This is a genomic window from Bradyrhizobium sp. Crot121 (genome assembly GCF_059512385.1).
In genome coordinates this window covers 84,437-109,798 of record NZ_JCAMOR010000012.1, presented here as the reverse complement: position 1 = coordinate 109,798, position 25,362 = coordinate 84,437, and the positions used below count along the sequence as shown (strand labels likewise).

Here is a 25,362-nt window from a genome sequence, read left to right as displayed (position 1 = left end):
CGGTGAGTTCCAGCCGTATCGGCTTCATTACCAACCGTTTAGCGGGCCCTGGGAACAAATCTCGGGCCGAGGCTGACGGTCAGTTCTCGGAAAAGTAACTCTGCAGCGTCCGGACCTCAAGGTCCCCGTCCCGGTAGGCACGGATGCCCTGGGCGGCCGCTACAGCGCCTGAAAGAGTGGTGTAATACGGCACTTTATGCAAGAGGGCAGCGCGCCGCAGAGAACGGCTGTCGGCGAGTGCCTGCGGACCCTCGGTGGTATTGAACACCAACTGGACGTCGCCATTGGTGATGGCGTCGACAATGTGCGGCCGCCCCTCCAGCACCTTGTTTACCTTTTCTGCCGGCACACCCTTGTCGGTGAGGAAGCGCTGGGTGCCCGACGTCGCCATCACCTTGAAGCCGAGCCCATGCAGCAGGCTGACCGCATCGGTGATGCGGTTCTTGTCGGTCTCGCGCACCGACACGAACACCGTGCCTTTGCGCGGTACGCGCGTGCCGCCGCCAAGCTGGCTCTTGGCGAAGGCGACTTCGAAGGAGCGGTCGATGCCCATGACTTCGCCGGTCGAGCGCATCTCCGGCCCGAGCACGGTGTCGACGCCGGGGAAGCGCGCGAACGGAAACACCGATTCCTTCACGCCGACATGCTCGAGCTTCCTCTTCTTGAGCTTGAAGTCGGCGAGCTTCTCGCCGGCCATGATGCGCGCCGCGATCTTCGCGACCGGCGTGCCGATCACCTTGGCGACGAACGGCACCGTGCGCGAGGCGCGCGGATTGACCTCGAGCACGTAGATATCGCCGTTCTTGATCGCATATTGCACGTTCATCAGCCCGACTACGTCGAGGCCGAGCGCAAGCTCGCGGGTCTGCCGCTCGAGCTCCTCGATCGTCTTGGCATCGAGCGAATGCGGCGGCAGCGAGCAGGCGGAATCGCCAGAGTGGATGCCGGCCTCCTCGATATGCTCCATGATGCCGACGATGAAGACGTCCTTGCCGTCGCAGAGGCAGTCGACATCGACCTCGGTCGCATCGGAGAGATAGCGGTCGAACAGCAGCGGGTTCTTGCCGAGTACGGTGTTGATCTGCCCGGTCTTGTCGTTCGGGTAGCGCGCCTTGACGTCGCCCGGCACCAGCTCGGGCAGCGTCCCGAGCAGGTAGTCGGCGAGCTGGTTTTCGTCGCGGATGATCTGCATCGCGCGGCCGCCGAGCACGTAGGATGGGCGCACCACGAGCGGCATGCCGAGATCGGCGGACACCAGGCGCGCCTGCTCGACCGAATAGGCGATACCGTTCTTCGGCTGCTTCAGGCGGAGCTTGTCGAGCACGCGCTTGAAGCGGTCGCGGTCCTCGGCGAGATCGATCGCATCCGGCGAGGTGCCGAGGATCGGCACCTCCGCGGCCTCGAGCGCGCGCGCGAGCTTCAGCGGGGTCTGGCCGCCGAACTGCACGATCACGCCGTGCAGCGTGCCGTTCTTGCGTTCGGTCGCGATGATCTCGAGCACGTCCTCAGCGGTGAGCGGCTCGAAATAGAGCCGGTCGGCGGTGTCGTAGTCGGTCGACACCGTCTCCGGATTGCAGTTGACCATGATGGTCTCATAACCGGCATCGTCGAGCGCGAAGCAGGCATGGCAGCAGCAATAGTCGAACTCGATGCCCTGGCCGATGCGGTTCGGGCCGCCGCCGAGGATGACGACCTTTTTCTTGTCCGACGGCGCGCTCTCGTCGGCAGCGAGACCTGCGAACGGGGCCTCATAGGTCGAGTACATATAGGCCGTGGGCGAGGCGAATTCGGCGGCGCAGGTGTCGATGCGCTTGAATACGGGGCGGACGCCGAGCGCGTGGCGCTTGGCAGTGATCTCACCTTCCGTGGTGTCGGCCAGCACGGCGAGCCGCGCATCCGAAAAGCCCATCGCCTTCAGCATGCGCATGCCGTAGCCGTTCGGCGGCAGGCCGTGGGCGCGGACCTTAGCTTCCATCTCGACGATGCCCCGCAGCTCGGTGAGGAACCAGGGGTCGATCTTGCAGGAATTGAAGATCTCCTCGTTCGACCAGCCGAGCCGCATCGCTTGCGCCACTTGCAGCAAGCGGTTCGGCGTCGGCGTGCCGAGTGCGGCGCGGATCGCATTCTTGTCGTCGCTCTGACCGAGGCCCTCGATCTCGATCTCGTCGAGGCCGGTCAGCCCGGTCTCCAGTCCGCGCAGCGCCTTCTGCAGGCTCTCCTGGAAGGTGCGGCCGATCGCCATCACTTCGCCGACGGATTTCATCGAGGTGGTCAGCGTGGTGGAGGCGCCCGGAAACTTCTCGAACGCGAAGCGCGGGATCTTGGTCACGACATAGTCGATCGTCGGCTCGAACGATGCCGGCGTCGCACCGCCGGTGATGTCGTTGGCGATCTCATCGAGCGTGTAGCCGACCGCGAGCTTGGCCGCGACCTTCGCGATCGGGAAGCCCGTCGCCTTCGAGGCGAGCGCGGAGGAGCGCGAGACGCGCGGGTTCATCTCGATCACGACCATGCGGCCGTCGGCGGGGTTGACGCCGAACTGCACGTTGGAGCCGCCGGTCTCCACCCCGATCTCGCGCAGCACCGCCAGCGAGGCGTCGCGCATGACCTGGTATTCCTTGTCGGTCAGCGTCAGCGCTGGCGCCACCGTGATGGAATCGCCGGTGTGCACGCCCATCGGATCGAGGTTCTCGATCGAGCAGATGATGATGCAGTTGTCTTTCTTGTCGCGCACCACCTCCATCTCGAATTCCTTCCAGCCGAGGACGCTTTCCTCGATCAGGACTTCGTCGGTGGGGGAGGCGTCGATGCCGCGCTCGACGATCTCGATGAATTCCGCCTTGGTATAGGCGATGCCGCCGCCGGTGCCGCCCATGGTGAAGGACGGGCGGATGATGGCGGGCAGGCCGATATGGTCGAGCGCGCGCAGCGCGTCGGGCAGGGTCTTGGTCTGGGTCGAGCGCGGCGTCTCCAGGCCGATCTTGGTCATCGCCTCGCGGAAGCGGCCGCGGTCCTCGGCCTTGTCGATGGCATCGGCCGTGGCGCCGATCATCTCGACGTCGAATTTCTCGAGCGTGCCCTGTTTGCGCAATGACAGCGCGCAGTTCAGCGCGGTCTGGCCACCCATGGTCGGGAGCAGCGCAAAGCCGCCCGGGATGACGTGGCGCTCCTTCTCGATGATCTTGGCGACGATTTCGGGCGTGATCGGCTCGATATAGGTGGCGTCCGCGAGCTCCGGATCGGTCATGATCGTCGCCGGATTGGAATTGACCAGGACGATACGGTAGCCCTCTTCCTTCAGTGTCTTCACCGCCTGGGTGCCGGAATAATCGAATTCGCAGGCCTGGCCGATCACGATGGGACCGGCGCCGATGATCAGGATGGTGGAGATGTCGGTTCGTTTGGGCATCGGCTCTCGCGGAACAGGAATTTTCGGGCACAAAAAAAGGGCGCGCTACCGCGCGTCCCTATCGCCACAGCGTGAGGGATGCCCTCGCGCGCGGCTGGTCTTTAGACCAGATTTTTGGCGTGCGAAACCCCGAAAAAGTCCCCGTCAACCGGCAATTTTGTAGAGTCTGAGCCGTTCCTGCCGGGCGCGTCGCCACAGCACGGCAAGTGCCGCAGCGACGCTGGCACCGCCGACCCAGCCGAGGTCGGTCGGCCCGAGCGCCGAGAGCACCGCGCCCCCGGCCGCCCCGCCGAGGGCGAAACCGAGATACATGCTGGAGGCGTTCAGCGAGACCGCGATCATCGCGGCCTGCGGCTCGATCCGGATGATGCTGGCGATCTGGGCGGGATAGAACGCCCATCCCGAGATCGCCCAGCAAAATACCAGCAGAAGCACGATGTAGCGCGCCGCTTCGGGAGCGGCGGTCTTCAGCGTGACCGACAGCAGAATCAGCGCCATCGACATGCCGGCAAGTCCGAGCGCCGAGGTCGGCGTTGTGCCAAATCGATCCGCCAGCGTGCCGCCGAGCATGTTGCCGATCGCGGCGGCCGAGCCGAACACCAGCAGCGTCAGGCTGATATCCGAGGCGTCGAAGCCGAGCTTTTGCAGTGGGACCGAGAGATAGGTGAAGACGGTGAAGCCGCCGAGCGCCCACAGCACGGTGGTGCCGAGCGCATGGAGCACGGCGCCGTGCCGCGCCACCGCGAGCCGCTCGCCGAGCGTTGCGGTGCTGCTCGGCAGGCCACGCGGCAAGCCGAACAGCAGGCCAGCCAGTGCGATGGCGCCAAGGATCGCCACCATGACAAAGGTCGCGCGCCAGCCGAACTGATGCCCGATCAGGGTGCCCAGGGGAACACCGACCACGGTTGCGACCGTGATGCCTGAGGTGACCAGCGCAACCGCCCGGGCACGCCGTTCGGGCGAGGCAACGGCAACCGCAACGCCGAGCGCCGTTGGCATGCACAGGCCGGCGCCAAGCGCCATCAGCACGCGCGAGGCCAGCAGTAGCGGAAACCCGGGAGCGAATACGGCCACCAGATTGCCCGCGATGAAGCAGGAAAGCGCCAGCGCAAGTACGTTCCGGCGGTCGAAATTGTTGAAGGCGACGGCCAGGATCGGTGAGCCGATCGCGTAGGCAAGGGCATAGGCCGTCACCAGTTGGCCGGCGGCCGCGACCGAGATCTGAACGTCGCTGGCGATCCCTGGCAAAAGACCAGCAATCACAAAGGCTTCAGTGCCGATCGCAAAGGCGGCAAGCGCCAGCCAGAACACGCTCATGATGGTCCCCGATGTTCAAGGTTTATTGAACTATCGAGCGAGCGGTGACGAATGTCAATTGGTTCAATGATAATTGAACATTGCGACAGCAAACCCGCGTGGTTATGTTGGGTCATGAGCCGAACGCCTTTGCACCCCACGCGGGATCAACTTGAATTGCCGATGGTGTTGGACTGCCTGAGCGATCCGACGCGGCTCGCGATCGTCTACAACCTGGCGAAATATGATTCCGCGAGCACGGAGCTGCGCTGCGGCGACTTCAACGCCTTCAGCGGCAAGTCGAACCTCGCCTATCACTTTGCGAAATTGCGCGAGGCGGGGCTGGTGCAGACCCGCATCGCCGGGACCACGCGCTATATGAGGCTGCGCCGCGCGGATCTCGACGCGCGCTTTCCCGGTTTGCTCGATGTGATCATCGCCTCGGCCGCGCGGGATGCCGACCGGCTACAATTTCCTGAATGCGAAGTGGTGGCTGCGAGCTGACTGGCTCGCGAGCGGAAGCCGCAAAGCGGCGAAGGTTGGAGGCCCGGCCTGGATTTGAACCAGGATAAAGAGCAATGCACTGCTCCCGCGTCGACGCGTTCCGCCACCGGGCCGAGGCGATCATTGCCCATTTCGCAGGCGCTAGCCATCCTTAGCCCGGATTAACCCTAACGGTTGCGTTGCACGATCACGCGTCGGGACGATGCGCGACGAACGTCATCCGCCATGGATTGTGGCCGATATTGCGGGGGGCGCGGGAGGCTTTGAAGCCGGCGGCCGCGAGCTTCTTCAGCATTTGCTCCTCGCCGTAACGCTCCAGGCCGATCCGTGTGCGCAATTGCCGATAGTCCGACAGCGCCGTGCTGATCAGCCCGAGCAGGGCATCCTTGAGGAAGCCGTGGCGGGCGCCGAAACCCAACAGCGCGAGAACGTCCCTGCCCATGCCGACTTCGGGTCGCAGGACATCGCCGAGTATGAGGCGCCCGGAGGGTTTGAGCAGGCGGCGAATGACGGCGAATGCCGCGTCCAGTTCCTCCGCCGTCATATATTGCGCGACCGAATTCATGATGACCAGATCGACCGAGCCTTCGGCCATCTGCCGCACCTCATCCAGCGAACGCACCCGGATCTTGGTGTTGGGCGCAAAGCGCGCGATCAGCCGTCCGCGCACGCCGGGCGCGGGCTCCGCGAGATAGAGCGTGGCGCAGGCATCCGCGACCTCTGCTGCGGACAGCGCTTCGCCGCAGGCATAGTCGAGCACGACGGCGTCGGGCGAGGAGATATAGGCAATGATATCCCGCGCAACGATCCGGAAATGCAGGTCGCGATGCAGCTTGCTGACATAAATCGTATGCGTGGAATCGTAATAATCGATCCATTCATCCATCGGCAGTGGGCCCGGCAAAAACTTGGGGTTCCGGCATAGGAACCGGCATCCGTATGATGCGTTAGAGGGGCCGGCGACCAGGAGTTCGGGCCGCCGGTGTCCGGTGTCCTAACAGGAAGGTTCAACGTGAGCAAAGCCAAGCCTGATCCAAAATCCGACAAAATCTCCCCCGACCTCGATACCCCGACCGACCTGCCCAACGAGGCGGTCACGAAGGTCTCGGCAGCGCTCAATACGCTGCTCGCGGATGCCTTCGCACTCTACCTGAAGACCAAGAATTTCCACTGGCATGTCAGCGGCCGGCATTTCCACGATTACCACCTGATGCTGGACGAGCAGTCGGACGCAATCTTCGCCACCACCGATCAACTGGCCGAGCGGGTGCGCAAGATCGGCGGGACCACGCTGAAATCGATCAGCCAGGTCAGCAAATTGCAGACCATCAAGGACAACAACGAGGATTACGTGCCGCCGCGCGAGATGCTGCGCGAATTGATGGAAGACAACAAGCACGTCGCGGCCGCAATGCGGAAGGCACGCAACCTCGCCGACGAGCACGGCGACGCTGCGACCGCAAGCATCCTCGAGACCTTCATCGACGAGACCGAGCGGCGCACCTGGTTCCTGTTCGAGGCCAGCCGCCAGGAAGGCAGTAATGCGGCATAGCACCAAAGACGGTGCGCAACGGCGACGAAGAGTGCGGAACGGCAGCGGGCTGCCTCGCCGCCGTTTGAGCTTATAACAGGTTAATTGGCACCTTCAGATATTGCTTGCCGTCGGCGTCCGGCGCCGGAAGCTTGCCGCCCTTCATGTTGATCTGCAGCGAGGGGATGATCAGCTTCGGCATCTGCAGCGTCTTGTCGCGCGCTTCGCGCGTGGCGACGAATTCGTCCTCCGTGATGCCGTCATGGACGTGGATGTTGTGGGCATGCTGCTCGGCCACCGTCGTCTCCCAGCGGATCTCGCGGCCGTTCGGGCCGTAATCGTGGCACATGAACAGGCGGGTCTCGTTCGGCAGCGACAGAATCCGGTGGATCGAGCGGTAGAGATCGCGGGCGTTGCCGCCCGGGAAATCCGCGCGCGCCGAGCCGCCGTCCGGCATGAACAAGGTGTCGCCGACGAAGGCCGTGTCACCGATCACATGCGTCATGCAGGCGGGCGTATGGCCGGGCGTATAGAGCGCGAAGGCCTTCATCGCGCCGATCTCGTAGGTGTCGCCGTCCTTGAACAGGCGGTCGAACTGGCTGCCGTCGCGCTGGAATTCGGTGCCCTCGTTGAAGATCTTGCCGAACGTCTCCTGCACGACCGTGATCTTCTCGCCGATGCCGATCTTGCCGCCGAGTCTGCTCTGGATGTAGGGCGCGCCCGACAAATGGTCGGCATGAACATGGGTCTCGATCAGCCATTCCGGCTTGAGGCGGTGCTTCGTGATGAAATCGATGATCTTGTCGGCGGATTGGTAGGCGATGCGGCCGGCCGCGTAATCGATGTCCATCACGGAATCGATCACGGCGCAGGCCTTCGATGTGGGGTCCTTGACCACGTAGCTGACGGTGTTGGTCGCCGGATCGAAGAATGCGGTGACCTCGGGCTTCACGGAGAGGTCGACGGTGTGAGGAATGTCGGACATGGGCTGCTCCTCTACTCGTAAAGTGATCCGGCAAGCGCCGGCTGCCGGTCGGCGAGCGCGCGGGCGCCGGCCATCCCGACCAGCATGGCAATCATGAACTGGATCGACGCCGACGATCCATAACCAAGCGCCACGAAGGCTGGACCGGGACAGAAACCGGCGATACCCCAGCCTACCCCAAAAATCGCAGGTCCGACGATCACGCGCAAATCGAAATCGGTTTTGGTTGGCAGATGGAATGCACCCGCAAGAACCGGTCGCGGCCACCTCAGCACAACCCTGAAGCCGATAAACGTGATGGTGACGGCGCCCAGCATCACGAACAGGAGACTGGGATCCCACGATCCCGTGCGAATCGCCGCGAGGTCGAGGAAGTTCAGGACCTTCGCCGGATTGGACATGCCGGAGACCAGGAGCCCGAGTCCGAATGCCAGGCCGATGACGAACTGGATCAGAACAGACATGCGGGACCTCATGCGAGATGCCGGATGACGAAGGTCGTCGCAAGTCCCGTCGCCATGAAGACCAGTGTAGCGACAATGGATCGAAGCGACAGCCGCGATATGCCGCAGACGCCGTGGCCGGAGGTGCAGCCGCTGCCCCATACCGAACCGAAGCCAACCAAAAGGCCCGCGATCGCCAAAAGGATACCGCCGGTCTCGATGGCTTGCAGCGGAAGGCTGCCGGTCGCAACCCGTACCACGACGGGCGCGGCGACGAGCCCGGCAATGAAGGCGAGACGACCGGGCCATTCCTGATCGTTGAACGGCGGAAGCAGGCGGGCGGCGATGCCGCTCACTCCTGCGATCCGCCCGGCGAACGCCATCAACGCCACGGCGGAAAGGCCAATCAAGGCTCCGCCCAGCAGCGCGGTCATCGGCGTGAAGGTGGTCGGCATCTTCTTGCTCCCTCGATGGGCCGTCACTGAGACGGGGGCGGCGTCCGAAAGTGCGGAGGCTGCGAACCGGATCCGTCATCCGCCAGCCGTCTGATCAACTCGCCCAATTGATTGCGCGAGCCAATCTAGAGCATGATCCAGAAAAGTGGGCACCGGTTTTCTGAAAAAGATCAAAGCGGGATGACGATTCGAAGAAAAGTCATCCCGCTTTAGTGGGTCTTGAGACGCCGCCGACGCCCGATCGAGATTTACTGTGCCGACAATCCCAGCGTTGCCTGCGTCTTGACGACGGGCGGAGGATTCCATTTTCCGGTCAGCGCCTCGGACTTCGGACTGTAGAGGCGCATGGTCAGGTTGAAGGGGCCCTTCGGCGCCGGAAGCCAATTGGCTTCCTTGTCCTTGCCCGGGCTTTCGTTCTGGAAGTAAAGATCGAGCGAGCCGTCCGCGTTATACTTGAACGGCATCCAACTGCTGACTGCGAAGCGGTTCAGCACATTGCCGACCTGGAAGCCTTCCGGATCGTACAGCGTGATCGACCAGAACGCGTTGACCGGCGGGGCGGCATTCTTCTCGAACGCGATGGTGTACTTGCTTGCGCCGTCGAGCGGCTTGCCGGTTTCGTCGCCGAGATTGAGCGGATAGATGGCGTCCTCGGGCAGATTCGCGCCGAGCCCCAATTGCGAGACGATGGCACGCTTCAGATAGTAGTTGCCGTAAACACCCATCGTATCGGTGTTCATCGACCAGCCATTGGCAACCCGCGCAAGCGTCGGCACCTTCCAGGCCATCAGCTTCTGCGCGTCCTGCGGGGCGGTCTCGAAGGCGCGCTGCAGGACAGGGTCGATCCTGCCGATGTCGAAGCTCTTGCCCGGCTCGATGCCGATCTTCTTCATCTGCGCGATGATCGGCTGATCGGTGATATGAGGCGGGTGAAGCTTCAGCAGTTCGGCCGCATAGGCGAAATACACGCCGGCCGTCATCGTATCGACCTGGACCTTCGGTGGCGTCGTCATGTCGACGCTTGGGTCGGGCTTGAATTCGACGGGTTTGGGCGTCTTGCCGAATTCTGAAAGCGGCGCGACCTTGTAACCCGCCTGGATCTTGTGAACCGCATCGTAGTCTGCCGGGCCGTCGGTCTTGGTACGGCCGATCACCCAGACATAAGGCGTTGGTGCGTCGATCCGCTGCGTGTCTCTCGGGAGCTTGAACTCATCGATAAATCTGTCACGCAGATCCGGTCGCCAGCCGGGAGGCGTCAGCAGGAAGGTGCCCGCCTTGGTGCCCGTCGTTCGCCACCCCGGCGAGGCAAAGACATCGCTCCACATGTCCAGCATCGGCAGCAGGTAGTAGCGCCCGTCGGTATCGGGTACCGAGACCACCACAGGCTCCTTGGTCATGTCGAGCCATGATACGGAATAGAGCGTGTCGAAGTTGGAGCGCACCACGCCCTTGAAATTCGCCGGCGGATATTCTGATACGTTGACGAACGTGTTCATCGGTCCCTTGAAATCGGTGGTGCCGTTGGTGAATTGCTTCCGCGTCACGTCCATCGACAGGATAGGGTAGAAATAAATATAGGCGTCCACCGCGATGGCGTGCGCTTCCTGCTCGGTGATTGCCGGCGCCGCTTGTTGCGCAAGCGCAGCGGGCACAGCCGCCGCGCCCAGGCCGAGAGACAAAGTCAGCGTCAGAATTCCTCGAAACATATCGACTACTCCTCAACTGATGTGTGCTGTCGTGATTTATGGGGGCAGGCCTCTACAATCGTTGGATGCTTCGACTTCGAAGTCTTCGCGTTCAGGCAAGGGATGTCAGGTGTGCAAGAGGGGGTGTGCAGGGGGTGTGCAGCATAAGACGCCACACGACGCCCGCGGGGCAGATTATTGAATCAAATGCTATAAAGTCCGATGTCGAAGAACGACTGTTTCAACTACCTCCACGAGTACAATCTAGCACAAGCGTGAATGTGAACCAGTCGGACCATCGCTAGCTCGTTGCGCTGTGTGCCCGCTCGTGGGCATATCCCCGCGGGCACTTCCCGCATCTTTCGGTCCTGCTGACCCCATGGGGACGCGCGATGGTGCCACTTGGCCCGCACGGTCAGCCGCGCTTCCACAACCTCACCAGCGGCCCATTCTCGCCCATCACCGGATCGGTCTTGGGTGTCGCGACCTGTGGGATCGTCTTCAGCGCCTTGGCGTGATTTTCGGGCGTCGGTCGCGTGATCTCCATCGGCGGTCCCGGCGGATAGGCGCCGACCACGCAGAAATCATCGCTCGCGGCAATCAATTGGTGCCCGGTGCCGGCGGGCAGGATCGCGACGTCTCCGGCGGAGATCTCCAGCACCTTGCCGCGATCGCCGCCGAACTGTACGCGCGCATGTCCTCGTGAGACGCCGAGCACCTCGTGCACGGTCGAATGATAGTGCAGGTAATCGTAGACGCCGTTGCGCCACATCGCGCCCCAGCCATTGGCGCCGAACAACCCTTCGATAGTCTTCTCCGGATGCTCGTTGTCGACGTCGACGGTCGCCTTGTAGACGAGGAACGGCAGCCGATTGTTCGGCACCAGGCCGTCATCCTCGAAGACGATCGTGAGCGGCGTTGTATCGGCCTTGACGACGGACATGGGAAGCTCCCGTAGGATGGGTAGAGCGTGAGCGAAACCCATCGCGATTGCCGTGAGCCACCAGATGATGGGTTTCGCTTCGCTCTACCCATCCTACAACGTCATTTCGGCCGCCTACGTTCCTACGCCCGCTTCTTGTCGCGCATCATGGCGGCGAAGCGCTTGAAGAGGTAATGCGAGTCGCGCGGGCCGGGCGACGCCTCCGGGTGATATTGCACGGAGAACACCGGCTTGCCGTCGAGCTGGATGCCGCAATTGGAGCCGTCGAACAACGAGATATGGGTCTGCGTTGCGCCGGCGGGCAATGTCGCCTGGTCCACAGCAAAGCCGTGGTTCATCGAGGTGATCTCGACCTTGCCGGTGGTCTCGTCCTTTACCGGGTGATTGGCGCCGTGATGGCCCTGGTGCATCTTTTTGGTCTTGGCGCCGACGGCGAGCCCGAGCATCTGATGCCCCAAGCAGATGCCGAAGGTCGGCGTACCCGACTCGATCACCTTCTGGATGACGGGCACGGCATATTTGCCGGTCGCGGCGGGATCGCCGGGGCCGTTGCTCAAGAACACGCCGTCCGGGTTCACCGCGAGGATGTCTTCGGCCGACGTGGTCGCCGGCACCACCGTGACCTTGCAGCCGACGCCGGCGAGCAGACGCAGGATGTTGCGCTTGATGCCGTAGTCGACAGCGACCACGTTGAATTCAGGGGTGGTCTGCCGGCCGTAGCCCTTGTCCCATTCCCAGGGCGTCTCGTCCCAGGTGAAGCGCTGACCGGAGGTCACCATCGGCACCAGGTCCATGCCTTCGAGGCCGGGCCATTCCCGCGCTTCTTCCTTGAGGCCGTGCAGGTCGAACCTGCCGTCTTTTGAATGCGCGATGACGGCGTTCGGCATGCCCTTGCTGCGGATCAGCGCCGTGAGCGCGCGGGTGTCGATGCCCGACAGGCCGATGATGCCGCGCGCTTTCAGCCATTGATCGAGATGGCGGGTGGCGCGGTAGTTCGACGGATCGGTAATGGCGGTGCGGAGGATCACCCCGCGCGCGCCCGGCGTTGCCGCCATGTTCACCGTCTCGATATCTTCGTCGTTGGTGCCGACGTTGCCGATATGCGGGAAGGTGAAGGTGATGATCTGCCCGGCATAGGAGGGATCGGTCAAAATCTCCTCATAGCCGGTCATGGCGGTGTTGAAGCAGACTTCGCCGACGGCCTGGCCTTCCGCGCCGAGGCCAAAGCCTTCCAGCACGGTGCCATCGGCGAGCACGAGGAGCGCGGTCGGTTTGTGGTCCGGCCAGGCTGAAGCGTTTTCGGATGTGGTCATGAGCCCTTTACATAGTTCCCACATCCTGCCGCGTCAAAGCGAAAGGGCGTCCATTCACACGGGTTTTGCGCCTATTTGACTGGCGGTTCCGGGGTTTTAAGCTAGGGTTCCCGCCATAACCTCGTTTCCCGGCCAAATTGCCCGTTTCGGAGCCCGCATGGACAACACGATGCCGATCCTGCTCGTCCCGGGCCTGGTTTCGTCGCCGCGGATCTTTGTCCCTGTCGTGCCGGCGTTGTGGCGGCTCGGACCGGTCACGGTCGCCAACCACATCCGCGACGATCATATGGGGGCGATCGCGCGCCGGATCCTGGCGGAAGCGCCGCCGCGCTTTGCGCTGGCCGGGCATTCGATGGGCGGCTACATCGCCTTTGAGATCATGCGCCAGGCGCCGGCGCGGGTGGCAAAGCTGGCCTTGATCAACACCCAGGCCCGCCCTGATACGCCGGAGGCCTCCGAGCGCCGCCGCGGCATGATGGCCCGCGCCAAAAGCGGCGATTTCCGCAGCGTATTGGATGAACTGTTTCCCGGCTTCGTGCACCCGTCGCGGCGCGAGGATGCGAGCCTGCGCCAGCTCGTCCACGACATGGGCAACGATGTCGGGGTCGAGGGGTTCATCCGCCAGCAGACGGCAGTGATCAGCCGCCCCGACTCGCGGCCGACGCTGGCCTGGATCAGGTGCCCGACCCTGGTGCTGACGGGCGACGAGGACCATACCATCCCGAATTCGCTGTCGGTGGAGATGGCGAACCGCATTCCCGGCGCCAAGCTCGTGATCCTGCCCAATTGCGGGCATCTGCCACAACCGGAACAACCCGAGGCGACCGCGAACGCGCTGGTCGAATGGCTGCGGAACTGAGGTTGTTCTCGCGGAACGAACGGCCTAGATGGAAGGTTTCATCATTCAGGGACACGGCCATGCTGCGCGACGACATCAACAACGCGGTCAAGGACGCCATGAAGGCGAAGGAGGAGCGCAAGCTCTCCACGCTGCGCATGGTCAATTCGACCATCAAGAACGCCGATATCGACGCGCGCGGCCAAGGCAAGCCGCCGCTTTCTGATGCCGAATTGCTCGGCGTGCTGCAGAAGATGATCAAGCAGCGCCAGGAAGCGGTCGAGCTCTACGACAAGGGCGGCCGCGCCGAGCTCGCCGCGCAGGAGCGCGAGGAGATCGCGGTGATCTCAGCCTATCTGCCGAAGCAGATGTCGGAGGATGAGGTGAAGGCCGCGATATCAGCCGCGATCGCCGAGACCAATGCTGCCGGGGTCAAGGACATGGGCAAGGTAATCGGCGCATTGAAGGCGAAGTACACCGGGCAGATGGATTTCGCGAAGGCCAGTGGCCTGGTGAAGGCGGCGCTGGGATAGGGCTTCGAACGGACCAGTTTCAAACCGACGGAGGACATCATGGCCGACCAGCAAGCCCAACCCTCCGGTCCCGATCTGTCGCAAGGCGTGGCGCCCTCCGACTTCTCCGGCGCCACTCTGCTCGGCCATGTCGGCGATGACGACGTGCTGCTGGTGCGTTCGGGGTCGGACGTCTTCGCGATCGACGCCCGTTGCAGCCATTATCACGGGCCGCTGGCGGAAGGCCTCGTCGTCGGCGAGAGCGTCCGCTGTCCCTGGCATCACGCCTGTTTCGATCTGCGCACCGGCGAGGCTGCACGCGCTCCGGCGTTGAGCACGCTCGCGGTGTGGAAGGTCGAGCACGAAGGCGAGCGCATCTTTGTCCGCGAGAAGCGCGAGCAGCCCAAGCCGCGCGTGAAAGGCGCGATCGATGCGCCCGGCCGCATCGTGATCGTGGGCGGTGGCGCGGCGGGATTTGCCGCCGCCGAGATGCTGCGACGACAGGATTATCACGGCAGCATCACGATGCTGAGCGGCGAGGCCGCGGCGCCTGTCGATCGGCCGAACCTGTCGAAGGACTATCTTGCCGGCAGCGCGCCGGAGGACTGGCTGCCGCTGCGGCCTGACGATTTCTATTCTGACGCCGCGATCGATCTGCGGCTCAAGACCAAGGTCGCGTCGATCGATCCGGCTGCGCACCAGGTGGTTCTCGCCGATGGCAAGGCCTTGCCCTATGACCGGTTGTTGCTGGCGACCGGCGCGGAGCCGGTGCGTCTATTGATACCGGGCGCGGACCAGCCCCATGTTCATCTTTTGCGCTCGCTGGATGATTGCCGCGCGATCATCGCTTCAGCGAGCGGCGCGCGCCGCGCGGTTGTGATCGGCGCAAGTTTCATCGGGCTCGAGGTCGCGGCCTCGTTGCGGGCGAGGGATATCGAGGTCCACGTCGTCGGGTTGGAGCAGCGGCCGATGGAGCGCGTGCTCGGGCCCGAAATGGGCGACTTCGTCCGCAGCCTGCACGAAGAGCACGGCGTTGTCTTTCACCTCGGCGATACCGTCACCGCGATGGACGGCAAGCGCGCGAGCCTGCAGAGCGGCGGCGTGCTCGAGGCCGATCTCGTCGTGATCGGCGTCGGCGTGCGGCCGCGTCTCGCGCTGGCCGAAAAGGCCGGGCTTGCGATCGATCGCGGCGTCACCGTCAATGCCTATCTCGAAACCAGCAGCGCCGGCATTTATGCAGCGGGCGACATCGCCCGCTGGCCGGATCCGCATTCCGGCGAGAACATCCGCGTCGAACACTGGGTGGTGGCGGAGCGCCAGGGCCAGACTGCCGCGCGCAACATGCTCGGTCAGCGGGAAGTGTTCAATACGGTGCCGTTCTTCTGGAGCCAGCATTACGACGTGCCGATCAACTATGTCGGCCATGCCGAGAAATGGGACGAGATCGACGTTGACGGCGATATTGCCGCAAAGGACTGCGTGGTGCGCTACAAGAGAGGCGGCCGCGTGCTCGCGGTGGCATCAATCTATCGGGATATTGCGAGCCTCGCGGCTGAGCTCGCCATGGAGCGCGGCGCGTTGGCGGCGTAGCCTGACCTCAGTACAATGCCGTCATGCCCGGGCTTGTCCCGGGCATCCACGTCTTTGTAGCTTGAGCAAGTGTCTTCGTGGATGGCCGGGACAAGCCCGGGCATGACGAGAATTGATCACTTCGGCTGCAGCTTCAGCGCTGCCGAGTTGATACAGTAGCGCAGGCCGGTCGGGCCGGGGCCGTCGGGGAAGACGTGGCCAAGATGGCCACTGCATTTCGAGCACAGCACCTCGGTGCGCACCATGCCGTGGCTGTGGTCGGTCTCCTCGTCGATATGGCCTTCCGTCGCCGGCTGCGTGAAGCTCGGCCAGCCGCAGCCGGAATCGAACTTGGCATCGGATTCGAACAAGGTCTGGCCGCAGCCGGCGCAGACATAGGTGCCCTGGCGGTGCTCATGCTCGTATTCGCCGGTGAAGGGACGCTCGGTCGCTTTCTCGCGCAGCACCGCATATTGCATCGGCGTCAATTCCTTGCGCCATTCGGCGTCGCTCTTGACGACCTTGTCTGGGGTCTTGGTATCGGACATGAAGGCTCCTCTCACTATACCGTCATTGCGAGCGAAGCGAAGCAATCCATGCCGCAGCACGTGGAGAGATGGATTGCTTCGTCGCTTCGCTCCTCGCAATGACGGAAACTGTGGCGCTTAATTCGTGACCTTGGTGTTGCCGACCAGTGTCGGCTTCTCGATGTAGTTTTCCGCGAAGATCTTCTTCAGGTTCTCGACCTTCGGGATGTCATTATACGCAATATAGGGTTGGTTGGGGTGCAGCGTCAGGTAGTCTTGGTGATAGGCCTCCGCGGGATAGAACCCCTCGAGCGGTCCGACCTTGGTCACGATCGGTTTCTTGTAGACCTTGGCGGCATTGAGCTGGGCGATATAGGCCTCCGCCACCTTCTTCTGATCGTCGCTGGTGGCGAAGATCGCCGAGCGGTATTGCGTGCCGGTGTCCGGACCCTGGCGATTCATCTGCGTCGGGTCGTGCACGACCGAGAAGAAGATCTGCAGGAGCTTGCCGTAGGAAACCTGCTTCGGGTTGTACTTGATCTCGACGGATTCCGCGTGTCCGGTCGTGCCGGTGGAGACCATGTTGTAGTCGGCGGTCGCCTTGTTGCCGCCGGCATAGCCGGAAACCGCGCTGACGACGCCAGCGGTGTGCTGGAACACGCCCTGCACGCCCCAGAAGCAGCCGCCCGCGAGCACCGCGGTCTGGATGCCATCGGTGGCCTTTGCGTCGAGCGTCGGGACGGGAATGATCACGGCGTCTTCAGCCGCCCGCGAGGGGGCTGCGGCAAGTGCGGCGATGGCCAGCGCGCCGAGGGCGGCAGCGCAGAGCGACAGGCGGCGGAACGGGCGATTGGACATGGTTTCCTCTTTGGATGGGAGGGCCTGGAGCCAGTCTAGAACGGAAGCCGGGTTTCGGAAATCGGGCGGTCTTCCCCTGGATGCCGAAGATACGGGCTGAGGAGGGGGGTGTTACGGCCGGATGGACACGAGTCTGTGAACCAGCCCCGTCATTGCGAGGAGCGGAGCGACGAAGCAATCCATGCCTCCGCAAGGGGATAAATGGATTGCTTCGCTTCGCTCGCAATGACGGGGGAGAGGATCACACCACCACGGAGAGCCGCTTCGCCGCGCGCGTGATCCCCGTGTACAGCCACCTCGCGCGGCTGTCCTGGAACGCAAAACTTTCGTCGAACAGTACGACGTCGTCCCATTGCGAGCCCTGCGACTTGTGCACGGTGAGCACATAGCCGTAGTCGAATTCGTCGTAGGGCTTGCGCTGTTCCCATGGGATGGTCTCGATGGCGCCGCCGAAGCATTCGCCGCGCACGGAGACCTTGGTGACCTTGTGGCCGAAATCCTCGTCCGGCATCACGCGCATGGTGATGATCTTGGATTTCGATTGCGCGCGCGCTTTCACCCGCCACAGGCCGCCGTTGAACAGGCCCTTCTTGCGGTTGTTGCGCAGGCAGACCAGCTTGTCGCCGGCGACCGGCAAGGGATCCTCGATGTTCTGCCGCTGTCGCATCCGCATGTTGTAGGCGCGGCGGGTGTTGTTGCGGCCGACCAGCACCTGGTCGGCATTCATGACGCGCTCGGGATCGAGCTCGTTGCGCGGCACCACCTCGCTCTCGCCATGGCGGCCGATCTCGAGCTCGCGGCCTTCGCGGATGTCCATCGACATCCGCACGATCGGATCGTCCTGCGCCTGGCGATGCACCTCGGTCAGCATCGCGTCGGGCTCGGCATTGGTGAAGAAGCCGGCGCCCTGGATCGGCGGAAGCTGCGCGGGATCGCCGAGCACGAGCAGTGGACAGTCGAACGACATCAGGTCGCGGCCGAGCTCGGCGTCCACCATCGAGCATTCGTCGATCACGATCAGCTTGGCTTTCGATGCCGGCGCGTCGTCCCACAATTCGAAAGTCGGCTGCTCGACGCCGGATTCGCGGGCGCGGTAGATCAGCGAATGGATAGTGGAGGCGTTCTCGCAGCCCTTGTTGCGCATGACCAGCGCGGCCTTGCCGGTGAATGCCGCGAATTTCACCTCGCCGTCGACGCCGTCGGCGATATGTTGCGCCAGCGTCGTTTTGCCGGTGCCGGCATAGCCGAACAGGCGGAAGATCGGCGGTGTGCCGTTCTTACCCGGTTTTGCCTTGAGCCAGTCGGCGACGGCTTTCAGCGCGGAATCCTGATGCGGCGTAAAGGTGGTCATGGGTCTCGGCGGAGGAGAGGACAAGCGGGCGATCGCCCGCCGACTCAGCCCCTCAACCTAGCCATTCAGGCTGCCGGCGCAAGGTGCCGGCCGGCCGCCCCAGGATACCCAAAGATACCCAAGCCTATTGCCAGCCGGGAACGCCGCGCATATCCGGCAGGTGGTGAGCGATACCCTTGTGGCAGTCGATACAGGTCTTCTCGCCCGTGAACAGAAAGCGCTGATGCGCCACGCTCGCCCGCGGCGACTGCTTGGTGATGTCCATCGATTGCGCGCTGTGGCAGTTGCGGCATTCGAGCGAATCATTGGCCTTGAACCGCGCCCATTCATGCAGCGCGAGCTCGAGCCGATTGTCGACGAACTTGTCGCGGGTGTCGATGCTGCCGAAAAGATGGCCCCAGACTTCCTTGGAGGCCTGCATCTTGCGGGCGATCTTGTCGGTCCAGTTGTGCGGGACGTGGCAGTCCGGGCAGGTCGCGCGCACGCCGGAGCGGTTGGTGAAGTGGATGGTGGACTTCAATTCGGCAAAGACGTTGTCACGCATCTCGTGACAGCCGGTGCAGAATTTTTCGGTGTTGGTCAGTTCCAGCGCGGTGTTGAAGCCGCCCCAGAAGATCACGCCGGCGACGAAACCGGCAAGCACCAAGACGCCGAGCCCGAACACCGAGCTCGGCCGGATCAGCACGTCCCATAGTTCGAGGGCAAAACGCCACGGCCGCGCAAACCAGCCTTGGCCTGGCGGAGCCTTGTCGACGTCGCTCATCGAGGGCCACCGGGTGCTGGGCGATTCAGGATGGTGTCGATGTCGACGAAATCATTGGTCACCGGCGGCGTCGTGACGTTCTGCGGAACGTGACATTCCGTGCAGAAGTAGCGGCGTGGCGACACCGAGGCGAGGAACTGGCCGTCGCGGTCCATGAAATGGGTGATGCTCACCATCGGCGCCTGCGATTCGCCGGTGCGGGCGCGGGCATGGCAGGACAGGCATTTGTTGCCGTTCATATCGACCTGGTAGCCGTCGATCGAATGCGGGATCACCGGCGGCTGCTCCGGGTAGTTGCGGATCTCCCGTTCAGCGGTGTTGCGCATCGGCGTCATCGGCGGCGCCGGTCCCTCCTCGTTGAGCGGGGCGGGACCGCGCAGGCCGGACGTGACGCCTTGCGCGAGCAGCGAGCTTGAAGCGGCGACAAGCGCAATGGCAAGAACAACGATAGCGGACTTTCCGATCATGTCGTCGTCACCTTCTCGATGCGCACAGCGCATTTCTTGTAGTCGGTCTGCAGCGAAATCGGATCGGTCGCATCCAGCGTCACCTTGTTGATGAGCTTGGATTCATCGAACCAGGGCACGAACACCAGGCCGCGCGGCGGCTTGTCGCGGCCGCGGGTCTCCAGCCGGACGCGGATGAAACCGCGGCGGGATTCCACCTTGACCTCGTCGCCGCGGCGCAGCTTCAGATCAGCGGCGTCGTCGGGGTGCATGAAGCAGACGGCTTCAGGAAATGCCCGGTAGAGTTCGGGAACGCGGCGGGTCATGGTGCCGGAGTGCCAATGCTCCAGCACGCGGCCGGTCGAGAGCCAGAACGGAAAGTCCTTGTCGGGCGATTCCGCCGGCGGCTCGTAGGGCAGTGCGAAGATCCGCGCCTTGCCGTCGGGGAAGCCATAGAACTGAACGCCGGTGCCCTGCTGGACGTAGGGGTCGAGCCCCTCGCGGAAGCGCCAGCGGGTCTCCTGGCCGTTGACGACAGGCCAGCGCAATCCGCGCACCTGGTGATAGGTGTCGTACGGCGCGAGGTCATGGCCGTGGCCGCGGCCGAACGAGGCATATTCCTCGAACAGGCCCTTATGGACGTAGAAGCCGAAGGCCTTCGACTCGTCATTGGCGTAGCCGGCCTCGATGTCGGTGACCGGGAACTTGTCGACCTGGCCGTTGCGGTAGAGGATGTCGAACAGCGTCTTGCCGCGATACTCCGGCATCTTCGCGATCAGCTCTTCCGGCCAGACTTCCTCGACCTTGAAGCGTTTGGAGAACTCCATGAGCTGCCAGAGGTCGGAGCGCGCCTCGCCCGGCGCCGACACCAGTTGGTGCCAGGTATGCGTGCGGCGTTCGGCGTTGCCATAGGCGCCTTCCTTCTCGACCCACATCGCCGTCGGCAGGATGAGGTCGGCGGCCAGCGCCGTCACGGTCGGATAGGCGTCCGACACCACGATGAAATTCTCGGGGTTGCGATAGCCGGGATAGGTCTCCTCGTTGCCGTTGGCGGCGGCCTGCAGGTTGTTGTTGACCTGGATCCAGTAGGCGTTGAGCAGCCCGTCCTTCAGCATTCGGTTCTGCAGCACGGCATGATAGCCGGGCTTGTCGGGAATGGTGCCTTCCGGAAGCTTCCAGATGTGCTCGGCCTTGGCGCGATGCTCCTTGTTGGTCACGAGCATGTCGGCCGGCAGGCGGTGCGAGAAGGTGCCGACCTCGCGCGCGGTGCCGCAGGCCGATGGCTGGCCGGTCAGCGAGAACGGGCTGTTGCCGGGCTCGGAGATTTTTCCGGTCAGGAGGTGGATGTTGTAGACGAGGTTGTTGCACCAGACGCCGCGGGTGTGCTGGTTGAAGCCCATGGTCCAGAAGCTCGTGACCTTGACCTTCGGATCGGCATAGAGCTCGGCGAGTGCCTGCAGCCGGCTGAGCGGGACGCCGGCCATGTCGGCCGCCTTCTCCAGCGTGTAGTCGGAGACGAACTTGACGTATTCGTCATAAGTCATGTCCTGGGCATCGCCCGCCTTGGCGCGGCCGGTCGCCTTCTTCTCCAGCGGGTGGTCGGGCCGCAGGCCGTAGCCGATATCGGTCTGGCCGCGCTTGAACAGCGTGTGCTTGTCGACGAAATCCTTGTTGACCCGTCCGGTCTTGACGATGTGGTTGGCGATCGCGTTGAGCAGATAGAGGTCAGTCTGCGGCTTGAACACGAGTCCGATGTCGGCGAGATCGAACGAGCGATGCTCGAAGGTCGAAAGCACGGCAACGCGCACATGCGGCGCCGAGAGGCGGCGGTCGGCGACCCGGGTCCACAGGATCGGGTGCATCTCCGCCATGTTCGAGCCCCACAGCACGAAGGCATCAGTGGCCTCGATGTCGTCATAGCAGCCCATCGGCTCGTCAATGCCGAAAGTGCGCATGAAGCCGACGGCAGCGGAGGCCATGCAATGCCGCGCATTGGGATCGATGTTGTTGGAGCGGAAGCCGGCCTTGAACAGCTTTGATGCCGCGTAGCCTTCGAAGATCGTCCACTGGCCGGAGCCGAACATGCCGATGCCGCTCGGCCCGCGCTTCTTCAGCGCGGCCTTGAACTTCTCCGTCATCACATCGAAGGCCTCGTCCCATGAGACTTCGGTGAAATCGCCGTTCTTGTCGTACTTGCCGTCCTTCTTGCGCAGCAAAGGCTTGGTCAGGCGATCATGGCCGTACATGATCTTGGAGAGGAAATAGCCCTTGACGCAGTTCAGGCCGCGGTTGACTTCCGACTTGATGTCGCCGTGGGTGGCGACGACGCGGTTGTCCTTGGTCGCGACCATCACGCTGCAGCCGGTGCCGCAGAAGCGGCACGGCGCCTTGTCCCACTTCATTTCGCTCTCGGCGCGTTCGGTGACGAGGTTGGCGGCACCTGCCGCAACCGGCATGCCTCCGGCGAGCGCCGCCATTGCGGCGGCTTCCAGTTTCAGGACCTGGCGGCGATCCAGCTTGGGGGCGGTCATGGCATTTCCTTCCCTTCATCAAGGGGCGGCCGATCACGTGTCATCACACGTTATCGGCGTCGACGGCGTGGAACACGAGCGAGGCGGAATAGACGTTGGGCAGCGCGGAAATCGTGTTGAGGGTCGCGCCGAGCGAGCTTGCGTCGGGCGCATCCACGACGACCACGAGCTTTCCCTTCTCATCGCGGCCGTAAATCTCGCAGCCGCGCAGTGCCGTGATCGCAGCTTCGGTGGCATCGAGCCGCTCAGGCCGGGTTTGCACGAGGATGCTGGCGATCTCGCCGCCGGGCGGCGGCACGACAGGCTCGGCCTGCAGGACGCGCCCCGTGATGAGCGCTCGGCGGTCGATGGTGGTCTGAGCTCTGATCATGTCGGGTGTTCCTTGAGAAATCGGCTGCTCAATGTGGCGGGGGAGGGCCCGGCGGGCCCGCGATCATCTGATAGATCCACACAGCAAGTCCGTAGCTGCCCACCGTGGCCACGGCCAAAGCGGGCATCACAACTGCCGTGAGAAAAAGAAATGCGAAGATCTCCATGCGCCTACGGCGCGGCCTCGCGCTCGCATCGTCGCTGGTTGCCGACATACGTCGTCTCGATTCGATTTGGATTGTGTGGGGGAAGGCCTCGTTGCCTTCCGAAAAAAAGTAACGTCGCTGGGATACTTTAGCACTGATCTAAATCAATGCGCGCCAAAACTATACTAGCTCGAAGCGGATTCGGCGGCGCCGCTACCCGCAAGGTTACTGTTTGGTTGCGGCGCGCGTCTTCCGCCATCCGGAATTGGCAAAGGCTGGACTTCGCGCGCCCCGGCAATACACTGCAGCAAACAAACAAGACGTACGGGAGCGACGCCATGAAATTCGGCATCTTCTACGAGCTGCAACTGCCGCGTCCGTGGAACGAGGGCGACGAGCTCAAGCTTTATCAGGACGCATTGACGCAGCTCGAGACCGCCGACCGGCTCGGCTACGACTATGCCTGGGTCGTGGAACATCATTTCCTCGAGGAATACTCGCACTCGCCGGCGCCGGAATCGTTCCTGGGTGCGGCAAGCCAGCGCACCCGCAACATCCGGCTCGGGCATGGCATCTTGCAGCTCACGACCAACCATCCCGCGCGTGTCGCCGAGCGGGTCGCAGTCCTCGATCTCCTCAGTAACGGGCGCTGCGAGTTCGGGATGGGCGAGAGCGCCTCGATCACCGAATTGACGCCGTTCGGCCGCGACATGGAGACCAAGCGGGAAGTGTTCGAAGAGGCGGTCGCGGCGATCTTCCCGATGTTCACCAAGATCGGCACCGAGCATCACGGCAAATATTTCGATATCCCCTTGCGCAACGTGGTGCCGAAGCCGGTGCAGAAGCCGCATCCGCCGCTCTGGATGGCGTGTTCGCAATTGCCGACCATCGAGCGCGCCGGGCAGCACGGCTTCGGCGCGCTCGGCTTTCAGTTCGTCAGCGCGGACGCGGCGCATGCCTGGGTGCATGCCTATTACAACGCGATCACCAAGCGGCTGAAGAAGCTCGCCGACTACCAGATCAATCCCAACATGGCGCTGGTGTCGTTCTTCATGTGCGCCAAGACGGATGAAGAAGCGCGCGCCCGCGCCGACGGCGCCACCTTCTTCCAGTTCGCGCTGCGCTATTATGGCGCGTCGCAGAACCGGCAGCGGCCGGCGCCGGGCACCGTCAACATGTGGGACGAGTACAACAAATGGAAGCGCGACAATCCGGAAGCGCAGGAAGCCGCATTGCGCGGCGGTCTGATCGGATCGCCTGAAACCATCCGCAGGAAGCTGCGCCGCTTCCGCACCTCGCACATCGACCAGGTGATCCTGCTCAATCAAGCCGGCAAGAACACGCACGACCATATCTGCGAGTCGCTCGAATTGTTCGCCCGGGAAGTGATGCCGGAGTTCCAGCACGATCCCGAGCACGATGCATGGAAGCAGGGCGTGATGAGCGGCGAGATCAAGCTCGAGGAGATCGACACCGAAGCGTTCAAGGATCGCTACGGCAAACTGTCGATCAACCCTGGCTCGCAAGCGGAGAAGGCAGCAGCGAGCGGCTGACAAATTTGAAGGCAGCGCCACACTCCACCGTCATGCCCGCCAACGGATCGGCGCGAAGCGCCGCCCGATGACAGGCTCCGGCGGGCATCCAGTGCGCCGCGGCATTTCGGCTCACGCTCTGGCGCCGGTGGTTACTGGATCGTCTGCTTTCGCGGACGATGCCAGCGGAGAGCTGTCCGCATCCCGATTTCGTGAAGGAAATATTTCGCTACGCACAATCCGCGGCTTGAAAGAAACCGCGCGTCCGGTGCCCGATGGCAGTGCGGGCATCGCTATTTTTTCGGGGTCCTCGACAGCCTCATTCGTGCCCCCCATCATTCCCTGACGCCGCATGATGGCGCGCGGATAACGCGCTCGATCGTCAGGAGAATTTGGTAGTGAAGCGTCGCGAGTTCCTAACACTGTCGCTCGGCTCTGCCGCCGTCGCTGCTTTGCCCTTGCGCGCGCAGGCCGAGGCGGCGCTAAAGGAAATTCGTGTCGGCTACCAGAAAACCGGCGTGCTGGTTATCGCGCGGCAGCGCGCAACCTTGGAAAATCATTTCAAGTCGGCCGGCATCGAGGTGAAATGGGTCGAGTTTTCCTCGGGCCCGCCGATGATGGAAGCGATGAATGTCGGTAGCATCGACTACGGTGCGGTCGGCGACTCGCCACCGGTATTTGCGCAAGCTGCCGGCGCGGCGATCGTTTATGCCGCCGGCCAGCCGATCACCAACGGCCAAGGGATATTGGTGCCTCAGAACTCGGCCATCCGCACGATTGCCGATCTCAAGGGCAAGCGCATCGGCTTCACCAAGGGTTCCAGCGCGCACAATATCGTGGTGCAGACGCTGGAAAAGGCCGGGCTCACCTATAGCGACATCACCCCGGTCTACCTGACGCCCCCGGATGCGGGCCCGGCATTCGCCAATGGCAGCATCGATGCCTGGGCGGTCTGGGATCCCTATTTCGCGATCGGCGAGACCAAGCAGAACGGCCGCATCCTGATCAACTCTTACGAGATCACCAAGACCAACTCGTTCTTCATCGCCAACCGCGACTTTTCGAAAAACCACGGACCGATCCTGCAGCAGATCAACGACGTCATCGCGTCGACCGCGACGTGGGCGGAGGCGCACCGCGACGAAGTGGCCAAGTCGCTCAGCACTGTGACCGGCGTTCCGCTCGACATCCAGGCCGTCGCTGCCAATCGCGCCGCGTTCAAGATCGGACCGGTCACCGACGACATCGTCGCGACCCAGCAGGGCGTTGCCGACCGCTTCTTCAAGCTCGGCCTGATCCCGAAACAGATCGCGATCCGCGACATCGTCTGGCGCAACCCCCAGAGCTGAGTTCATT

General features: G+C 63.3%; 24 protein-coding genes and 1 tRNA gene. 7 read left to right on the top strand and 18 right to left on the bottom strand.

Annotated elements, in window-relative coordinates; genetic code table 11:
* Positions 1-79: 79 nt before the first annotated feature.
* Both carB and AC5ZGW_RS14090 read right to left on the bottom strand, forming a co-directional pair.
* The gene (gene carB, locus AC5ZGW_RS14095) at positions 80-3,409 is read right to left on the bottom strand and encodes a carbamoyl-phosphate synthase large subunit (RefSeq protein WP_130226021.1); all 3,330 of its coding nucleotides are present in this window, start codon (positions 3,407-3,409) and stop codon (positions 80-82) included.
* 144 nt (positions 3,410-3,553) lie between these two features.
* Positions 3,554-4,726: an MFS transporter gene (locus tag AC5ZGW_RS14090; protein ID WP_464345434.1), complete on the bottom strand. Its 1,173-nt coding sequence runs from the start codon at positions 4,724-4,726 to the stop codon at positions 3,554-3,556.
* A 114-nt stretch (positions 4,727-4,840) separates the two neighbouring features.
* Between AC5ZGW_RS14090 and AC5ZGW_RS14085 the strand changes: the two genes are divergently transcribed.
* Positions 4,841-5,209 (top strand): ArsR/SmtB family transcription factor, encoded by a 369-nt coding sequence (locus AC5ZGW_RS14085; protein ID WP_130226020.1) that lies wholly within the window; start codon positions 4,841-4,843, stop codon positions 5,207-5,209.
* A gap of 36 nt (positions 5,210-5,245) precedes the next feature.
* Here the strand turns inward: AC5ZGW_RS14085 and AC5ZGW_RS14080 are convergent.
* Both AC5ZGW_RS14080 and AC5ZGW_RS14075 read right to left on the bottom strand, forming a co-directional pair.
* Positions 5,246-5,322, bottom strand: a tRNA-Ala gene (locus AC5ZGW_RS14080).
* A 74-nt stretch (positions 5,323-5,396) separates the two neighbouring features.
* Positions 5,397-6,095: a class I SAM-dependent methyltransferase gene (locus AC5ZGW_RS14075; RefSeq protein ID WP_130226019.1), complete on the bottom strand. Its 699-nt coding sequence runs from the start codon at positions 6,093-6,095 to the stop codon at positions 5,397-5,399.
* 126 nt (positions 6,096-6,221) lie between these two features.
* On the opposite strand from AC5ZGW_RS14075, the gene AC5ZGW_RS14070 reads away from it, so the two are divergent.
* The gene (locus AC5ZGW_RS14070) at positions 6,222-6,761 is read left to right on the top strand and encodes a Dps family protein (RefSeq protein WP_028165388.1); all 540 of its coding nucleotides are present in this window, start codon (positions 6,222-6,224) and stop codon (positions 6,759-6,761) included.
* Between the two features lie 70 nt (positions 6,762-6,831).
* Here the strand turns inward: AC5ZGW_RS14070 and AC5ZGW_RS14065 are convergent, their stop codons facing one another.
* The 6 genes from AC5ZGW_RS14065 to carA all read right to left on the bottom strand — a co-directional run bounded on the left by AC5ZGW_RS14065 (position 6,832) and on the right by carA (position 12,564).
* Positions 6,832-7,725: an MBL fold metallo-hydrolase gene (locus AC5ZGW_RS14065; RefSeq protein ID WP_130226018.1), complete on the bottom strand. Its 894-nt coding sequence runs from the start codon at positions 7,723-7,725 to the stop codon at positions 6,832-6,834.
* 11 nt (positions 7,726-7,736) lie between these two features.
* Entirely contained in the window at positions 7,737-8,189 is a 453-nt protein-coding gene (locus AC5ZGW_RS14060) for a DUF6691 family protein (protein ID WP_130226017.1), read from the bottom strand.
* Between the two features lie 8 nt (positions 8,190-8,197).
* Positions 8,198-8,623, bottom strand: a complete 426-nt coding sequence (locus AC5ZGW_RS14055; RefSeq protein WP_130226016.1) for a YeeE/YedE family protein — start codon at positions 8,621-8,623, stop codon at positions 8,198-8,200.
* 248 nt (positions 8,624-8,871) lie between these two features.
* The gene (locus tag AC5ZGW_RS14050) at positions 8,872-10,329 is read right to left on the bottom strand and encodes a DUF1254 domain-containing protein (protein ID WP_130226015.1); all 1,458 of its coding nucleotides are present in this window, start codon (positions 10,327-10,329) and stop codon (positions 8,872-8,874) included.
* A 394-nt stretch (positions 10,330-10,723) separates the two neighbouring features.
* Entirely contained in the window at positions 10,724-11,251 is a 528-nt protein-coding gene (locus tag AC5ZGW_RS14045) for a cupin domain-containing protein (protein WP_130226014.1), read from the bottom strand.
* Between the two features lie 122 nt (positions 11,252-11,373).
* Positions 11,374-12,564, bottom strand: coding sequence for a glutamine-hydrolyzing carbamoyl-phosphate synthase small subunit (gene carA, locus AC5ZGW_RS14040; protein WP_130226013.1), 1,191 nt, complete (start codon positions 12,562-12,564; stop codon positions 11,374-11,376).
* A 157-nt stretch (positions 12,565-12,721) separates the two neighbouring features.
* Here carA and AC5ZGW_RS14035 point away from each other — a divergent pair, with 157 nt between their 5' ends.
* The 3 genes from AC5ZGW_RS14035 to AC5ZGW_RS14025 are packed head-to-tail and all read left to right on the top strand — an operon-like array spanning position 12,722 to position 15,504.
* Positions 12,722-13,423 (top strand): alpha/beta fold hydrolase, encoded by a 702-nt coding sequence (locus tag AC5ZGW_RS14035; RefSeq protein WP_130226012.1) that lies wholly within the window; start codon positions 12,722-12,724, stop codon positions 13,421-13,423.
* Positions 13,424-13,482: 59 nt separating this feature from the next.
* Positions 13,483-13,935: a GatB/YqeY domain-containing protein gene (locus AC5ZGW_RS14030; protein ID WP_028165380.1), complete on the top strand. Its 453-nt coding sequence runs from the start codon at positions 13,483-13,485 to the stop codon at positions 13,933-13,935.
* Positions 13,936-13,974: 39 nt separating this feature from the next.
* Positions 13,975-15,504: an FAD-dependent oxidoreductase gene (locus tag AC5ZGW_RS14025; protein ID WP_130226011.1), complete on the top strand. Its 1,530-nt coding sequence runs from the start codon at positions 13,975-13,977 to the stop codon at positions 15,502-15,504.
* Positions 15,505-15,620: 116 nt separating this feature from the next.
* Here the strand turns inward: AC5ZGW_RS14025 and msrB are convergent, their stop codons facing one another.
* The 8 genes from msrB to napE all read right to left on the bottom strand — a co-directional run bounded on the left by msrB (position 15,621) and on the right by napE (position 22,543).
* Positions 15,621-16,031 (bottom strand): peptide-methionine (R)-S-oxide reductase MsrB, encoded by a 411-nt coding sequence (msrB, locus tag AC5ZGW_RS14020; protein ID WP_130226010.1) that lies wholly within the window; start codon positions 16,029-16,031, stop codon positions 15,621-15,623.
* Positions 16,032-16,148: 117 nt separating this feature from the next.
* Complete coding sequence (gene msrA, locus AC5ZGW_RS14015; RefSeq protein WP_130226009.1) at positions 16,149-16,868, bottom strand: peptide-methionine (S)-S-oxide reductase MsrA; 720 nt, start codon at positions 16,866-16,868, stop codon at positions 16,149-16,151.
* A 241-nt stretch (positions 16,869-17,109) separates the two neighbouring features.
* The gene (locus AC5ZGW_RS14010; RefSeq protein WP_130226008.1) at positions 17,110-18,219 is read right to left on the bottom strand and encodes an ATP-dependent DNA helicase; all 1,110 of its coding nucleotides are present in this window, start codon (positions 18,217-18,219) and stop codon (positions 17,110-17,112) included.
* Between the two features lie 124 nt (positions 18,220-18,343).
* Entirely contained in the window at positions 18,344-18,982 is a 639-nt protein-coding gene (locus tag AC5ZGW_RS14005; RefSeq protein WP_028165375.1) for a NapC/NirT family cytochrome c, read from the bottom strand.
* Positions 18,979-19,449 (bottom strand): nitrate reductase cytochrome c-type subunit, encoded by a 471-nt coding sequence (locus tag AC5ZGW_RS14000; protein WP_165435216.1) that lies wholly within the window; start codon positions 19,447-19,449, stop codon positions 18,979-18,981. The genes AC5ZGW_RS14005 and AC5ZGW_RS14000 overlap by 4 nt, the downstream gene beginning before the upstream one ends.
* On the bottom strand, positions 19,446-21,959 hold the full coding sequence (napA, locus tag AC5ZGW_RS13995) for a periplasmic nitrate reductase subunit alpha (RefSeq protein ID WP_130226006.1): 2,514 nt from the start codon (positions 21,957-21,959) through the stop codon (positions 19,446-19,448). The genes AC5ZGW_RS14000 and napA overlap by 4 nt, the downstream gene beginning before the upstream one ends.
* 43 nt (positions 21,960-22,002) lie before the next feature.
* Positions 22,003-22,329 carry a chaperone NapD gene (locus AC5ZGW_RS13990; protein ID WP_028165372.1) on the bottom strand — a complete coding sequence of 109 codons (327 nt, stop codon included), beginning with the start codon at positions 22,327-22,329 and terminating at the stop codon, positions 22,003-22,005.
* A 28-nt stretch (positions 22,330-22,357) separates the two neighbouring features.
* Positions 22,358-22,543, bottom strand: a complete 186-nt coding sequence (gene napE, locus AC5ZGW_RS13985) for a periplasmic nitrate reductase, NapE protein (RefSeq protein ID WP_028165371.1) — start codon at positions 22,541-22,543, stop codon at positions 22,358-22,360.
* 269 nt (positions 22,544-22,812) lie between these two features.
* Here napE and AC5ZGW_RS13980 point away from each other — a divergent pair, with 269 nt between their 5' ends.
* Both AC5ZGW_RS13980 and AC5ZGW_RS13975 read left to right on the top strand, forming a co-directional pair.
* Positions 22,813-24,027: an LLM class flavin-dependent oxidoreductase gene (locus AC5ZGW_RS13980; protein ID WP_130226005.1), complete on the top strand. Its 1,215-nt coding sequence runs from the start codon at positions 22,813-22,815 to the stop codon at positions 24,025-24,027.
* Between the two features lie 377 nt (positions 24,028-24,404).
* A complete protein-coding gene (locus AC5ZGW_RS13975) occupies positions 24,405-25,355 on the top strand; it encodes an aliphatic sulfonate ABC transporter substrate-binding protein (protein WP_463328008.1) in 951 nt (316 codons plus the stop codon).
* Positions 25,356-25,362 lie beyond the last annotated feature (7 nt).

Bases quoted from the DNA above. Each gene is read 5' to 3' on its own strand.
- AC5ZGW_RS14045 (WP_130226014.1), bottom strand. From the start codon at position 11,251: ATGTCCGTCGTCAAGGCCGATACAACGCCGCTCACGATCGTCTTCGAG.
- AC5ZGW_RS14090 (WP_464345434.1), bottom strand. From the start codon at position 4,726: ATGAGCGTGTTCTGGCTGGCGCTTGCCGCCTTTGCGATCGGCACTGAA.
- AC5ZGW_RS14075 (WP_130226019.1), bottom strand. From the start codon at position 6,095: ATGGATGAATGGATCGATTATTACGATTCCACGCATACGATTTATGTC.
- AC5ZGW_RS14000 (WP_165435216.1), bottom strand. From the start codon at position 19,449: ATGATCGGAAAGTCCGCTATCGTTGTTCTTGCCATTGCGCTTGTCGCC.
- msrA (WP_130226009.1), bottom strand. From the start codon at position 16,868: ATGTCCAATCGCCCGTTCCGCCGCCTGTCGCTCTGCGCTGCCGCCCTC.
- AC5ZGW_RS13990 (WP_028165372.1), bottom strand. From the start codon at position 22,329: ATGATCAGAGCTCAGACCACCATCGACCGCCGAGCGCTCATCACGGGG.
- AC5ZGW_RS14055 (WP_130226016.1), bottom strand. From the start codon at position 8,623: ATGCCGACCACCTTCACGCCGATGACCGCGCTGCTGGGCGGAGCCTTG.
- AC5ZGW_RS14005 (WP_028165375.1), bottom strand. From the start codon at position 18,982: ATGAGCGACGTCGACAAGGCTCCGCCAGGCCAAGGCTGGTTTGCGCGG.
- AC5ZGW_RS14025 (WP_130226011.1), top strand. From the start codon at position 13,975: ATGGCCGACCAGCAAGCCCAACCCTCCGGTCCCGATCTGTCGCAAGGC.
- AC5ZGW_RS14050 (WP_130226015.1), bottom strand. From the start codon at position 10,329: ATGTTTCGAGGAATTCTGACGCTGACTTTGTCTCTCGGCCTGGGCGCG.
- AC5ZGW_RS14030 (WP_028165380.1), top strand. From the start codon at position 13,483: ATGCTGCGCGACGACATCAACAACGCGGTCAAGGACGCCATGAAGGCG.
- AC5ZGW_RS14035 (WP_130226012.1), top strand. From the start codon at position 12,722: ATGGACAACACGATGCCGATCCTGCTCGTCCCGGGCCTGGTTTCGTCG.
- napE (WP_028165371.1), bottom strand. From the start codon at position 22,543: ATGTCGGCAACCAGCGACGATGCGAGCGCGAGGCCGCGCCGTAGGCGC.
- AC5ZGW_RS14010 (WP_130226008.1), bottom strand. From the start codon at position 18,219: ATGACCACCTTTACGCCGCATCAGGATTCCGCGCTGAAAGCCGTCGCC.
- AC5ZGW_RS14065 (WP_130226018.1), bottom strand. From the start codon at position 7,725: ATGTCCGACATTCCTCACACCGTCGACCTCTCCGTGAAGCCCGAGGTC.
- carB (WP_130226021.1), bottom strand. From the start codon at position 3,409: ATGCCCAAACGAACCGACATCTCCACCATCCTGATCATCGGCGCCGGT.
- msrB (WP_130226010.1), bottom strand. From the start codon at position 16,031: ATGTCCGATACCAAGACCCCAGACAAGGTCGTCAAGAGCGACGCCGAA.
- AC5ZGW_RS14060 (WP_130226017.1), bottom strand. From the start codon at position 8,189: ATGTCTGTTCTGATCCAGTTCGTCATCGGCCTGGCATTCGGACTCGGG.
- carA (WP_130226013.1), bottom strand. From the start codon at position 12,564: ATGACCACATCCGAAAACGCTTCAGCCTGGCCGGACCACAAACCGACC.
- napA (WP_130226006.1), bottom strand. From the start codon at position 21,959: ATGACCGCCCCCAAGCTGGATCGCCGCCAGGTCCTGAAACTGGAAGCC.
- AC5ZGW_RS14085 (WP_130226020.1), top strand. From the start codon at position 4,841: ATGAGCCGAACGCCTTTGCACCCCACGCGGGATCAACTTGAATTGCCG.
- AC5ZGW_RS13980 (WP_130226005.1), top strand. From the start codon at position 22,813: ATGAAATTCGGCATCTTCTACGAGCTGCAACTGCCGCGTCCGTGGAAC.